Below are 12,924 nucleotides of genomic sequence, written 5' to 3' on the forward strand. Positions count from 1 at the left end.
GCTCACAGCTTGAAGAATGCCCGGGCCGCCACGGCATCTGCCGCGATCTGCGCCTTGAGGGCATCGAAATTGGGAAAGCGTTGTTCGGCACGCAATTTATGCACGAAGCGCACCGAGATGTGCGCCCCGTAAATATCGCGGTCGAAATCGAAGAGATGCACTTCCAGCAGCGGGCGCGTGCCGCCCACCGTCGGGCGAATACCGAGATTGGCGACGCCGGGTAGCGGACTGTCGCCCAAGCCGCCGACTTCAACGGCAAAGACGCCGCTCATCGGCAAGGGGTTGTGCTTGATGCGCAGATTGGCCGTCGCGAAGCCGAGCTGGCGACCGATCTTGTCACCATGCGTGACCTGGCCATCCATGATGTAAGGACGGCCAAGCAGACGCGCCGCGTGGGCCATGTCGCCCGCCGCCAGCGCCCGGCGCACGCCGGAACTCGACACTCGTTCGCCATCAAGCATCACGCTGCCCATCGCTTCGACGGTAAAGCCGAGACGCTGCCCGGCTGCCTGCAACAGCGCAAAATCGCCAGTCCGGCCACGGCCGAAACGGAAGTCGTCGCCAATGATCAAATGCCGGACGCGCAAACCGCGCACCAGCACCTGCTCGATGAATTGGTCGGCGGTCAGCGCGGCAAAAGCCGCATTGAACGGACTGATCATGACTTGGCTGACGCCGCAGTCGGTGAGCAGCTCCAGCTTCTCGCGCAGGGTCGACAGGCGCGCCGGGGCCGATTCAGGCGCGAAAAACTCGCGCGGATGCGGCTCGAAAGTCAGCACCGTCGGCGCCAACTGCAGGCGTGCAGCCGCCTCGGCTAGCTGTTTGACGAGCGCGGCATGACCAAGGTGTACGCCATCGAAATTGCCAATGGCAAGCACAACCGAAGCAGGAACGGGACGCGAATGACCGCGGAAGACGCGCATGGGCTATCTGGCGAGGAAAACGTTGAATTATAACGGCCTACACCCGCCGCCAACCATCAAAGATCAATTAGGCAAGCGCCGCCGGTTCAGCGCCGGGATCTCGCCCCCGTTTCGCTATAATCGGCAGTTCCCCATCCGCCTCAGGCACATCCCGCTTAATGCTCGATCTGATCAGCCATATCGTCAAAATCTCGTCGTGCCGGGACCGCACCGAGATCAATGCGGCCGTGGTTGATGCGATGGTCAATCTCTTCCATCCGCAGGCGCTGACCATTTACCGCTGCTACGCGAGCAAAGGCAAGACGGTTGTCTTCGCTTGCGCCGGCTGGCGAGCAAACAGCCGCTTCGTCCATAACGCCTACCTGCCGGACCAGCAATATTGCCAGCCGATCGAGCGCGACCCGCTGCTCCAGCGCTGCCGCAAGGAGCGCTCCGCCGTCTTCGAACCGCTTGCCGATGGCTCCCACCGGATTGTCTTTCCGGTCAACCGGCTGAACGAACCGATTTACCTGCTCGACCTGTCGCTCACCGAAGAATTTGCGGCCGACTTGCGCATCTCGCTGATGGGGCTGATCGAATACTTCGACAACCACATCGCACTGCTCGAATACGGCGAATCGGACACCCTGACCGGCCTGGCCAGCCGCAAGACTTTCGACAAGCATCTCTTCGAACTGCTCGGCAAACCCGCCGTCGACGAAGCCCCAGAGCAGTCCGTCAAGGCGCACCCCATGCGCCGGCGCGGTACCTCCGGCCAGGAAAGCCATTGGCTGGCCGTCTGCGACATCGACCACTTCAAACGTGTAAACGACAATTTCGGCCACCTGATCGGCGATGAGGTACTGATCATGCTGGCCCAGGTCATGCGCCAGACATTCCGTTTCGACGATCAACTCTTCCGTTTCGGCGGCGAAGAATTCATCGCCCTGCTGCAGCCGACCGATCAGACCAGCGCCGCGGCCACCCTGGAGCGCTTCAGGAACGCAGTCGAGCAGCAGATTTTCAGCCGGATCGGCCACGTTACCGTCAGCATCGGCTTCAGCCGCCTGATGCCGAACGATACGCCCACCGACGTTATCGACCGCGCCGACGAAGCGCTCTATTACGTCAAACGCCAGGGACGCAACCAGGTCTGCGGCTACGAATCGCTGATCGCCGACGGCCGACTCGTCGCCCGACAAGTCGCCAAAGGCGAAGTCGAACTGTTTTAAGCCGACTTAACCGAGCGCTGCCAACCGGGCTTTCGGGCCAGGTGGATTCCTGATGAAATACTGCCGAATGCCGCGCACGATGGCCTCGGCCAGCTTTTCCTGATAGGCATCGTCATTGAGCCGACGCTCCTCCTCCGGATTGGAGATGAAAGCGGTTTCGATCAGCGCCGAGGGAATATCCGGCGCCTTCAGTACGGCAAAGCTGGCCTGTTCGACGTTGTTCTTGTGCAGGGTATTGACCGCCCCCAACTCACCAAGCAGGTATTTGCCGAGCTTCAGGCTGTCGTTGATCGTCGCCGTCTGCGACAAATCGAGCAGGGTGCGCGCCAGGAACAGATCCTTGGCACCCAGATTGACGCCACCGACCAGATCCGCCTCGTTCTCGCGCTGGGCGAGCAGGCGGGCCTGCGTACTGGACGCCCCTTTTTCGGAGAGGACGAAAACGGATGAGCCGCGGGCGTCGGGCTTGATCCAGGCATCGGCATGGATCGACAGGAAGAGATCGGACTGCACGCGGCGCGCCTTTTGCACCCGCATCTGCAACGGCACGAAAAAGTCGGAATCGCGCGTCAGCACCGCCCGCATGTTCGGCTCGGCATCGATCCGCGCCTTCAAGCGCTTCGCCACTTCCAGCGTCACATTTTTTTCGTAGGAACCGCCCTTGCCGATCGCCCCCGGGTCTTCACCGCCATGACCGGGGTCGAGGGTGATAGTGACCAGACGGTCGACAATCGGTTTGCCGGATTTCTTGCTGGTCTGCACCTCCGGCGCCTCAAGCGGCTTCCTGGGCGCCGGCTCTTCCGGCTTTTTCTCGGCGATCTGGAAATCCTGCTCCATCTTCAGCGGCTCGACGGCATCCTTGCGCCCTTCCAGCAAGGCCATCATCGGATCCGGCGGATTGACCGGATACACATCGAGAACCAGCCGGTGGCCATATTCGCCGACCGGCTTCAGTTCGAAGACTTGCGGTGTCGCCTTGGTCTTCAGTTCCATCACCAAGCGGACGACCCCCGGCTTGAAGCGACCGGCCCGCAGCAGCTTGATGTAAGGATCATCGGTCGCCACCTTGCGCGCCAGACTGTCAAGGACGCTGTTGAATTCGACGCCTTCGATATCGACCACCAGACGGTCGGGATTCTCGACGATGAAATGGCTGTATTTGAGCGGGGCGTCGTGCTCGAGGGTGACGCGGGTGTAATCAGCGGCAGGCCAGATACGCACCGCCAGCACCGACGGCAGCTTGGTGGCGGCGCCGGCCAGCGGCGACACCGAAAGAATCAGTGAGGCGCCGGCGTAGCGGAGAAGTTGCCGTCGCCCCAGGCTGAGGCGAGTGCCTTTATACATTGCGTCCCTTCCGGTGTATCTGCCACGGCTTCGACGATACGCCCGAGACCTGCATGATGAAGGCGCAGCCGCAGGTCTGGCGACGGAACGCAGCCTTGAGCACGTTCCGGCCATTCGACCAGACAGACTGCAGTGTCGTTAAAGTATTCGTCAAAGCCCGCATCGAGAAACTCCTCTGGTGACTCGAAACGATAAAAATCAAAGTGATATAAGTATAAGCTCGAAATTACGTAAACTTCAACCAATGAATAGGTAGGACTTTTGACCGGCCCCTGGTGGCCGAGTGCCCGAATCAGGGCGCGGACCAGCGTTGTTTTGCCGGCGCCAAGGTCGCCTTCGAGAAAAATCACCAGCCCCGGCTGCAGCGCAGGGGCCAGCACTTCGCCCAGGCGCTGGGTGGCGGCCTCGTCAGGCAAATCGAAAACGGCGGTAACATCGGGGCTATGCACGATCAGGACTCCACAGTGGATTACGCGGCACTCAAGGAAAAAATCCGCGAGGCCGGCCAGGAACTCGGCTTTGCCGCCGTTGGCGTAGCGCGGGCCGAGCCCGGGCCGGCCGTCGAACATTTGCGCGCCTGGCTGGCGGCGGGTTGCCACGGCGAGATGGATTATATGGCCCGGCATGCCGAATTACGCGCCCATCCGCCGCAATTGCACCCGGGCACGATCACCGTGATCAGCGCTGCGGTCGACTACCTGCCGCACGCCAAAATCGCCGATCAGCCGGAGCAAGCAGCCATTTCACGCTACGCCCAGGGCCGCGACTATCACAAGGTGATCCGCAGCCGCCTGCAGAAACTGGCCGATGCCATTGCGGCGCTGATCGGGCCGTTCGGCTATCGCGTCTTTTCCGATTCGGCACCGGTCATGGAAGTGGAATTTGCCCGCCAGGCCGGCCTCGGCTGGCGCGGCAAGCACACACTGCTGCTCTCGAAACAGGGCTCCTGGCGCTTTCTCGGCGAGATCTACACCGACCTGCCGCTCGTCCCCGACGCGCCGATCGAAGAACATTGCGGCACCTGCAGCGCCTGCCTCAGCGCCTGCCCGACCCAGGCCATCGTTGCCCCCTATCAGGTCGATGCCCGGCGCTGCATCAGCTACCTGACCATCGAGCTTGATGGCCCGATCCCGGAAGAGTTCCGCCCGCTGATCGGCAACCGCATCTATGGCTGCGACGACTGCCAACTGTGCTGCCCGTGGAATCGTTTCGCGCAACTCGGCGACCCCGAGTTTTCACCGCGTCACGGGCTGGATGCGGCACAACTGATAGACCTCTTCGCCTGGACAGAGACTGAATTCAACGACCGGCTGGCCGGCAACCCGATCCGCCGCATTGGCCATGCGCGCTGGTTGCGGAATATCGCCGTCGCCATGGGCAACGGCAGTCCTGCGGTCGACGCCGCAAACGCCCTGAAAAGCAGGGCCGAACATCCCGACCCGCTGGTGCGTGAGCATGTAGCCTGGGCGCTGCAACAGTTGCAGGCCAAAAGCTAGCGCACTGGCTGGATTGCGTTCGTCGCTCCGGGATATTCTGAGCCGTCAGAGCCCGGCCGAACATCCGGCGGCACCCCGACCGGCGGCGCCAGTTTTGCCTCGGGAATATGCTGCGGCGAACGCAACTGCCAGCCCAGAGCCGCCCCGAGCCCAGTCGCCGCCGCCAGCAAGGCCAGTATGGCGATCCCCGTTCTCGGACTTTCCATGCTCACTCCTTACCCGCGACCGTCGACGAGCAGCCAGTCAACGGCGGCTCACTCGCCGCGCGCCACCGGTCGCCCGCGATCGGCACACCATTCGCTCCACGACCCGGCGTAGAGTCGGGAACCAGGCAAATCGGCAATCTCCATGGCCAGCAGGTTGTGGCACGCGGAAACCCCGGAACCACACTGGTGCACCACCGCCGTCGGCGTATTGCCGGCCAGCACGGCCAGCCATTCGGCGCGCAGCTCCGCCGCCGGCTTGAAGCGGCCGTCGGCTTGCAGATTGTCGCGAAAAAAGCGGTTCACCGCGCCGGGTATATGTCCACCAACCGGATCGATGGTTTCGTTTTCACCCCGATAGCGATCGGGACTGCGCGCGTCGATCAGGTGCATATGCGGGGTTTCCAGTCTTTCCTGCACGTAGGCCGCGTCGACCGGGCCAATGCCCTCGGTTGCAGCAAACGTCGTCGCCACCAAGGTCGGTAGCACATCCGTCACCATGCCCCCGCTGGCCAGCCAGGCCTGCCAACCGCCATCCAGCAAGGCCACCTTGTCGTGCCCCAGCCAGCGCAACAGCCACCACAAACGGCCGGCGATCATGCCTTGCGCGTCGTCATAAACCACGACCTGGGTTTGCCGCCCGATGCCGATCCCGGCAAGCCGGGCCGCCAGTTTTTGCCGGTCCGGCAGCGGATGCCGACCATTGCTCCCGTTCATCGGCCCCGAAAGATCGCGGTCGCAGTGCAGAAAAACGGCGCCCGGGATATGACTGTCGCCATAAACCCGCTCGCCGTAGGAAGTGTCGGCCAACTGGTGACGGACATCGATCACCAGCCAGTTCGGGTCGTCGAGATGCGCCCGCAGCGTCGGGACGTCAACCAGCGTCGTGAAGCTCATTCAGAGTCCAGCCAGGCCTTCGCTTCGTCGGCATTGGTGAACACCTCGACATCGGCATTGACGAAGGTCTGCGACAACCAGGCACTCCACGTCACCCATTGGCTCTCGGTGACCACGGCAACACGCTTGAAATCGTTGGCATGAGCCCGCGAAAACTTGATTTCTTCCCAAGCGACGTCAATGGTCAGATCGGCCATCTGGCTCAGGTCGAAATAGAGATCGACCGGACCTTCGAACTTGACCTTGAAGTTAACGACCTCTTCGAATTCCTTGTAGTCGCCCAAGGTGAATTCGCCGAAGACGGACACGCTGACACGGCTGGGTTGATGGTCGATGACGATCATGATTTGACTCCGTTGTTGTTTGTTTCAGTTTAACGCCGTTTAATCCTGTTCCACCGGGCTGGCGCGGGAAAAATGCGTCGCCGCAATGCCGGAAAGGATGATCAGGCCAATGGCGAACCAGGCCGCGCCATCCATCACCTCGCCCCAGAACAGGGCGCCGAACAGGCTGGAAAAAATTACCGTGCTGTAGGCCAGGGCGGCCGACATCAGCGTCTTGCCGCGCGTGTAGGCCCGCGTCATGGCCAGCTGGGCGACCGTGGCGAAACAGGCGACGCCGAGCAAAAGCAGGCCGCTGCGCAGGTCGACCGCATGCCATTCGGAAAACAATAGCCAGACGCCGCCACAAACCGACGAGACCAGCGAGAAATAGAAGACCGTGCGCGTCTCCGGTTCGCCGCGCTCGCCCAATTCGCGCACGCTGAAGTAGGCCATCCCGGCCAGCACGCCGGAACCGAGGCCGATCAGGCCGCCAACCAGTTGCTCGGCATGCAGCGTCGGCCGGAGCAGCAGTACGACGCCGAGCAGGCCAACAACCAGGGCGCCGAGGATGCCAGGACGCAGACGCATGCCGGAGAGCGCCAGGTAGATGGCCAGAAAGATGGCCGAGGTGTAGTTCAGCGTCACCGCCGTCGCCAGCGGCAGCAAGGTGATCGCGTAGAAATAGGCGAACAGGGCGGAGAAGCCGACCACGCCGCGGCTGACATGCCAGCGCCAATGCGGCGTCGCCAGCTTGACGCCCTGCAGGCGGACCAGCCCGAACATCAGGATCAGCGAAATGAAGCTGCGATAGAAGGTGATCTCGACGGCGGAATGGGTTGCCGCAACGAACTTGACGCAAACCCCCATGCAGGCGAACAACAGGCTGGCAACCAGCATCCAGAGGGATTGCATTGGTGAATACTCAAATAAGAAAAAGGCGCCGGATTTTACCCCGACGCCGATTATTGACCGACCTTACTGACCGCTGATTCGTATCAGCGGGAGGCGATCCGTTCCTGCATGATCCGCCGATAGAACTCGTGGAAGTGCTGCATGCCGTCTTCCATCGGGCTCTGATAAGGCCCGACTTCGTTGCGCCCTTCCTTCATCAGCGCATAACGGCCACGGTCCATGCGCTCGCCGATATCGTCGTCCTCGATCGCCGTTTCCATGTAGGCAGCCCGTTCGGCCTCGATGAAAGCACGCTCAAAATCGACGATTTCCTCGGGGTAGTAGAACTCGACGACGTTCAGCGTTTTGTCCACCGCCTGCGGAATCAGCGTCGACACGACCAGCACGTGCGGATACCACTCGACCATGATGTTCGGGAAGTAAGTCAGCCAGATGGCACCATGCTCAGGCGTCTTGCCGGCGCTACCATAGACATCGAGTACCGCCTTCTGCCAGCGCTCATACGCCTTGGAACCGGACTTCTGCAGCGAGGTAATGCCAACCCGCTGCACCGAATACCAGTCACCGAACTGCCAGGTTAGGTCGTCGCAGGTGACGAAATTACCCAGGCCCGGGTGATACGGCGCGACGTGATAATCCTCCAGATAGACCTCGATGAAAGTCTTCCAGTTGTAATTACACTCGTGCATCTCGACATGATCGAGCTTGTAGCCGGTGAAATCGAGCTGACTCGCCACATTCATGCCAGCCAGGTCGCCTCCGGCCGAACGCGGCCCCTTGAAGAGCAGGCCATTCCAGTTTTCCAGCTTGGCCTTGTTCAGATTGAGACAGGGATTCTGCGGAAAATGCGGGGCGCCGATCAGTTGACCGCCGGTGTCGTACGTCCAGCGATGAATCGGGCAGACGATGTTGCCCGGCACCTTGCCGGAACCCTGCAGCATGATCGCCTGGCGGTGGCGGCAGACGTTGGACATCTGCCAGATACCGGCGTGCTCGCCCTCGTTGCCGCCGTTGAGCAGCATCTGGCCATGGTCCTTCCACTCCAGCGAACGAAAATCCCCGGCCTCGGGCACCATCAACTGGTGGCCAACATAGCCCGGACCGGCATCGAAGATGAGCTTCTTCTCCAGCTCAAAAATCTTTTCGTCGAAATACCAGTCCACCGGCAGTTGGGAAACTGCTGGGGCCAAACGGGACAAAGTCGCCACGTCGGACATTCCATGCCTCCAGCGGGTTGAAAAAACAGGATTTTACCCTCCCTGCAATTTGACCAGAAGCCCCCGGATAGAGTATTTTCGCGTGTTTCCCCGAAGCCCGTTGACATGGATCAATCCCCCATCGCCGACATGAAATTCGAGACCGCCCTCGGCGAGCTCGAAAACATCGTCTCCAGCATGGAAGGCGGCAAGCTCGAACTCGAAGCTTCGATCGCTGCTTATCGCCGAGGCATGGAACTGATGCAGCACTGCCAGACGCAACTGGCCGATGCTGAAGCGCAGATCCGCATTCTTGAAAATGGCGAGTTCAAGGACGTCGACCGCAAGACTCTGGAGGCCCCATGAGCGTCAGCCCGTTTGCCGACTGGATGGCCGCCACCCAGGCCCGCGTCGAAACCGCCCTCGCCCGGCACCTGCCGGGCAACGACTGCATTCCCGCCCGCCTGCACGACGCCATGCGCTACGCCACGCTGGGCGGCGGCAAACGCGTTCGCCCATTGCTCGCCTTCGCCGCTGGCGAACTGACCGGCGCCGCCGCCGAACAGCTTGATATCGTGGCCTGCGCCGTCGAACTGATCCATGCCTATTCGCTGGTCCATGACGACCTGCCGTGCATGGACGACGACGTGCTGCGCCGCGGCCGACCGACCTGCCACGTCGAATTCGACGAACCGACCGCCCTGCTCGTCGGCGACAGCCTGCAGACGCTGGCCTTCGAACTGCTGGCCAGCCAGCCGCTCGGCAACCCGGCCGGCCAACTCGAAATGATCACCCTGCTCGCCCACGCCAGCGGTTCGCGCGGCATGGCCGGCGGCCAGGCCATCGATCTCGGCTCGGTCGGCAAGGCGCTCAACCAGCCGGAACTGGAATTGATGCACGCGCTGAAGACCGGCGCCCTGATCCGTGCCGCCGTACTGCTCGGCGCACTGGCCGGCCAGCCGCTCTCAGCGGCAGAACGCAGCAATCTCGACCGCTTCGCCAAACGCGCCGGCCTGCTCTTCCAGGTCGTCGACGACATTCTCGACTGCACGGCCAGCACGGCCACCCTCGGCAAAACCGCCGGCAAGGACGAAGCGGCCGCCAAGCCGACCTATGTCAGCCTGCTCGGCCTCGACGCCGCCCGCCAATACGCCGACGAACTGCGCGCCGATGCACTCGACGCCCTCGCCATCTTCGACGAACGCGCTGCGCGCCTGACCCAACTGGCCGATTTCATCTGCCACCGGCAATTCTGATGACCGCCTCCCGCCTGCTCGAAAACATCAACAGCCCGGCCGACCTGCGCCGCCTGGACCGCAAGCAGTTGCCGCAACTGGCAACCGAATTGCGCGCCTTCCTGATCGACTCCGTCTCGAAAACGGGCGGCCACCTGTCGTCCAACCTCGGCACGGTCGAACTGACCATCGCTCTGCACGCCGTGTTCAACACCCCGGACGACCGGCTGGTCTGGGACGTCGGCCACCAGTGCTACGCCCACAAGGTACTGACCGGCCGCCGCGAAGGCATGAGCGGCCTGCGCATGCACGGCGGTATTTCTGGCTTTCCAAAACGCTGCGAAAGCCAGTACGACACCTTCGGCGTCGGCCACTCGTCGACCTCGATCTCCGCCGCGCTGGGCATGGCGCTCGCCGCCAAGCACAAGGGCGAGGACCGCAAATCGATCGCCATCATCGGCGACGGCGCGATGTCGGCCGGCATGGCCTTCGAGGCACTGAACAATGCCGGCGTCGCCGATGCCGACATGCTGGTCATCCTCAACGACAACGAGATGTCGATCTCGCCGCCGGTCGGCGCCCTGAACAACATCCTGACCCGCCTGACCTCCAGCAAGACCTACAACGTCGCCCGCGAAGCCGGCCGCCACATGCTCGGCTTCGCCCCGCCGCTGCTCGAACTGGCGCGCCGTGCCGAAGAGCACGTCAAGGGCATGATCGCCCCCGGCACGCTGTTCGAGGAATTCGGCTTCCATTATTACGGCCCGATCGATGGCCATGACCTCGACGCCCTGATCCCGACGCTGGAAAACCTGAAGAAGCTTAAGGGCCCGAAGTTCCTCCACGTCATCACCAAGAAGGGCCAGGGCTACAAGCTGGCCGAGAACGACCCGATTCTTTATCACGGTGTCGGCAAATTCGCCGCCTGCGACGGCATCCAGTCGGCCAAGGGCCCGGCCAAGCTGACCTACACCCAGGTTTTCGGCGACTGGCTGTGCGACATGGCCAAGGCCGATTCGCGCCTCGTCGGCATCACCCCGGCCATGCGCGAAGGCTCGGGCATGGTGCGCTTCTCGGCCGAGCATGCCGACCGCTACTACGATGTCGGCATCGCCGAGCAGCATGCCGTAACCTTTGCTGCCGGCTTGGCCTGCGAAGGCCTCAAGCCGGTCGTCGCCATTTACTCAACTTTCCTGCAACGCGGCTACGATCAACTGGTACACGATGTCGCGCTGCAGAATTTACCGGTCATTTTCGCGGTCGACCGCGGCGGTCTGGTTGGCGCCGATGGCCCGACCCATCACGGCACCTTCGACCTCTCCTTTGTCACCTGCATCCCGAACATGGTGGTGATGACCCCGGCCGACGAAGGCGAATGCCGCAAGATGCTGTCCACGGCCTACGCGCTGGACTGCCCGAGCATGATTCGCTATCCGCGGGGCGGCGGCACCGGCGTCGTCCCGGAAATGAACCTCGATACGCTACCCGTCGGCAAGGGTGAAATCCGCCGCCGCGGTAAAGATGTTGCCCTGCTCGCCTTCGGCAGCCTGGTTCCCGCCGCAGTGGCGGCCGGCGTCGAGCTTGACGCCACCGTTGCCAACATGCGCTTCGTCAAACCGATCGACGCCGAGCTGATTGTCGAACTGGCCGGGAACCATTCCCTGCTGGTCAGCATCGAAGAGAATGCCGTAATCGGTGGCGCCGGCTCGGAAGTCGAGCGGGTGCTGGCCGAACGCGGGCTGACCGTGCCGGTACTGCGCCTTGGTCTGCCTGACCGCTTCATCGACCACGGCGAACAAGGCCAGTTGCTGGCCGAACTTGGCCTCGACAAGGATGGCATCGTGCGCGCCGTGCGCTCCCATACCACCCAACAATAATTCGTTAGTTAAAGAACAGCTCATGAGCACCCCAACCCCCAACATCCCCGACGTCCAGAACTCCGCCGATACGCGCCAGATCGCCATCAACAAGGTCGGCATCAAATCGATCCGCCACCCGATCAGGGTCCAGGACAAATCCGCCGGCATCCAGCACACCATCGCCATGTTCAACATGTACGTCGGCCTGCCGCACAACTTCAAAGGCACCCACATGTCGCGCTTCGTGGAGATTCTGAACAGCCACGAACGCGAAATCTCGGTCGAGAGCTTCCCGGTCATGCTCGGCGACATGATTGTCAAACTGGAAGCCGAAACCGGTCACATCGAGATGAATTTCCCCTACTTCATCAACAAGACCGCCCCGATCTCCGGCGTCCAGAGCCTGATGGATTACGACGTCACCTTCATCGGCGATATCTGCAACGGCCAGATCACCACCTCGGTCAAGGTCGTCGTCCCGGTCACCAGCCTCTGCCCGTGCTCGAAGAAAATCTCCGAATACGGCGCCCACAACCAGCGCTCGCACGTTACCGTCACCGCCCGCACCAACGACTTCGTGTGGATTGAGGAACTGGTCCAGCTGGTCGAAGCCGAAGCCTCCTGCGAGCTATTCGGCCTGCTCAAGCGCCCGGACGAGAAATACGTCACCGAACGCGCCTACGACAACCCGAAATTCGTCGAAGACATGGTGCGCGACGTCGCCGCCCGCCTCAATGCCGAAGGCCGTATTGACGCCTACACCGTGGAATCGGAAAACTTCGAATCGATCCACAATCATTCGGCCTACGCACTGATCGAACGCGACAAGACCACCGCCTGATACACACCCCAAGGGTTGGCTCGGCTTTTTTTCAAGCCGGCCAATCCGGGCCGGCCCCTGCATGAGCAAGGCACAAACCAGCATCAAGACGGAAGACGGCCGCGTCTTCTACGACATGGCTGTGGCCGACAATCCCTGCTTTGCCTGCGGGGCCTGTTGCTACCATTACCGCGTTTCCTTCTACCACGGCGAACTCGACAGTCAGCCTGGCGGCTTCGTCCCGGCCGACCTCACCAGTCCGGTTACACCCTTCCTAGCCTGCATGCGCGGCACCGAGAACGGTCACAGCCGCTGCATCGCACTGCAAGACAACGGCCAGTGCAGCATCTATGCCCGACGCCCTTCAACCTGCCGCGAGTTTCCCGCCTACACAACCGATGGCGACGCCAACCCGGAATGCAACCGCCTGCGAAAAATCTACGGCTTGCCGTTACGGAAATAGAAAAGGGGCGCCGAAGCGCCCCTTTTTTGAACCTCAGAAAAC

General features: G+C 62.1%; 15 protein-coding genes. 7 read left to right on the forward strand and 8 right to left on the reverse strand.

Going from position 1 to position 12,924, the window contains the following annotated elements:
• Positions 1–2: 2 nt before the first annotated feature.
• Positions 3–923, reverse strand: a complete 921-nt coding sequence (locus AT959_RS03705) for a bifunctional riboflavin kinase/FAD synthetase (RefSeq protein WP_066880719.1) — start codon at positions 921–923, stop codon at positions 3–5.
• A gap of 158 nt (positions 924–1,081) precedes the next feature.
• Here AT959_RS03705 and AT959_RS03710 point away from each other — a divergent pair, with 158 nt between their 5' ends.
• Complete coding sequence (locus tag AT959_RS03710; protein WP_066880721.1) at positions 1,082–2,134, forward strand: GGDEF domain-containing protein; 1,053 nt, start codon at positions 1,082–1,084, stop codon at positions 2,132–2,134.
• Positions 2,135–2,140: 6 nt separating this feature from the next.
• Here AT959_RS03710 and AT959_RS03715 read toward each other — a convergent pair whose 3' ends face one another.
• Both AT959_RS03715 and tsaE read right to left on the reverse strand, forming a co-directional pair.
• The gene (locus AT959_RS03715; protein WP_066880723.1) at positions 2,141–3,478 is read right to left on the reverse strand and encodes an N-acetylmuramoyl-L-alanine amidase; all 1,338 of its coding nucleotides are present in this window, start codon (positions 3,476–3,478) and stop codon (positions 2,141–2,143) included.
• Entirely contained in the window at positions 3,412–3,927 is a 516-nt protein-coding gene (tsaE, locus tag AT959_RS20305) for a tRNA (adenosine(37)-N6)-threonylcarbamoyltransferase complex ATPase subunit type 1 TsaE (protein WP_088178934.1), read from the reverse strand. The genes AT959_RS03715 and tsaE overlap by 67 nt, the downstream gene beginning before the upstream one ends.
• On the opposite strand from tsaE, the gene queG reads away from it, so the two are divergent.
• Entirely contained in the window at positions 3,922–4,974 is a 1,053-nt protein-coding gene (queG, locus tag AT959_RS03720) for a tRNA epoxyqueuosine(34) reductase QueG (RefSeq protein ID WP_066880932.1), read from the forward strand. The genes tsaE and queG overlap by 6 nt on opposite strands.
• On the opposite strand, the gene AT959_RS20985 is transcribed toward queG, so the two are convergent.
• The 5 genes from AT959_RS20985 to AT959_RS03740 all read right to left on the reverse strand — a co-directional run bounded on the left by AT959_RS20985 (position 4,971) and on the right by AT959_RS03740 (position 8,526).
• Positions 4,971–5,180, reverse strand: coding sequence for a hypothetical protein (locus AT959_RS20985; protein ID WP_157651201.1), 210 nt, complete (start codon positions 5,178–5,180; stop codon positions 4,971–4,973). The two genes, queG and AT959_RS20985, sit on opposite strands and share 4 nt — an antisense overlap.
• A 48-nt stretch (positions 5,181–5,228) precedes the next feature.
• The gene (locus AT959_RS03725) at positions 5,229–6,074 is read right to left on the reverse strand and encodes a sulfurtransferase (protein ID WP_066880725.1); all 846 of its coding nucleotides are present in this window, start codon (positions 6,072–6,074) and stop codon (positions 5,229–5,231) included.
• On the reverse strand, positions 6,071–6,418 hold the full coding sequence (locus AT959_RS03730; RefSeq protein WP_066880727.1) for a SpoIIAA family protein: 348 nt from the start codon (positions 6,416–6,418) through the stop codon (positions 6,071–6,073). The genes AT959_RS03725 and AT959_RS03730 overlap by 4 nt, the downstream gene beginning before the upstream one ends.
• Before the next feature lie 39 nt (positions 6,419–6,457).
• Complete coding sequence (locus tag AT959_RS03735; protein WP_066880729.1) at positions 6,458–7,309, reverse strand: DMT family transporter; 852 nt, start codon at positions 7,307–7,309, stop codon at positions 6,458–6,460.
• Between the two features lie 83 nt (positions 7,310–7,392).
• Positions 7,393–8,526 carry an aromatic ring-hydroxylating oxygenase subunit alpha gene (locus AT959_RS03740; RefSeq protein WP_066880731.1) on the reverse strand — a complete coding sequence of 378 codons (1,134 nt, stop codon included), beginning with the start codon at positions 8,524–8,526 and terminating at the stop codon, positions 7,393–7,395.
• Positions 8,527–8,631: 105 nt separating this feature from the next.
• Between AT959_RS03740 and xseB the strand changes: the two genes are divergently transcribed.
• The 5 genes from xseB (at position 8,632) to AT959_RS03765 (ending at position 12,882) form a co-directional block, all read left to right on the forward strand.
• Positions 8,632–8,871: an exodeoxyribonuclease VII small subunit gene (xseB, locus tag AT959_RS03745; RefSeq protein WP_066880733.1), complete on the forward strand. Its 240-nt coding sequence runs from the start codon at positions 8,632–8,634 to the stop codon at positions 8,869–8,871.
• Entirely contained in the window at positions 8,868–9,761 is an 894-nt protein-coding gene (locus tag AT959_RS03750) for a polyprenyl synthetase family protein (protein ID WP_066880735.1), read from the forward strand. The genes xseB and AT959_RS03750 overlap by 4 nt, the downstream gene beginning before the upstream one ends.
• Entirely contained in the window at positions 9,761–11,617 is a 1,857-nt protein-coding gene (gene dxs, locus AT959_RS03755) for a 1-deoxy-D-xylulose-5-phosphate synthase (RefSeq protein ID WP_066880737.1), read from the forward strand. The genes AT959_RS03750 and dxs overlap by 1 nt, the downstream gene beginning before the upstream one ends.
• A gap of 22 nt (positions 11,618–11,639) precedes the next feature.
• Positions 11,640–12,440 (forward strand): GTP cyclohydrolase FolE2, encoded by an 801-nt coding sequence (folE2, locus tag AT959_RS03760; RefSeq protein ID WP_066880739.1) that lies wholly within the window; start codon positions 11,640–11,642, stop codon positions 12,438–12,440.
• Positions 12,441–12,501: 61 nt separating this feature from the next.
• Positions 12,502–12,882, forward strand: coding sequence for a YkgJ family cysteine cluster protein (locus AT959_RS03765; protein WP_066880742.1), 381 nt, complete (start codon positions 12,502–12,504; stop codon positions 12,880–12,882).
• Positions 12,883–12,924: the final 42 nt, after the last annotated feature.

This window comes from Dechloromonas denitrificans (assembly GCF_001551835.1).
GTDB lineage: Bacteria > Pseudomonadota > Gammaproteobacteria > Burkholderiales > Rhodocyclaceae > Azonexus > Azonexus denitrificans.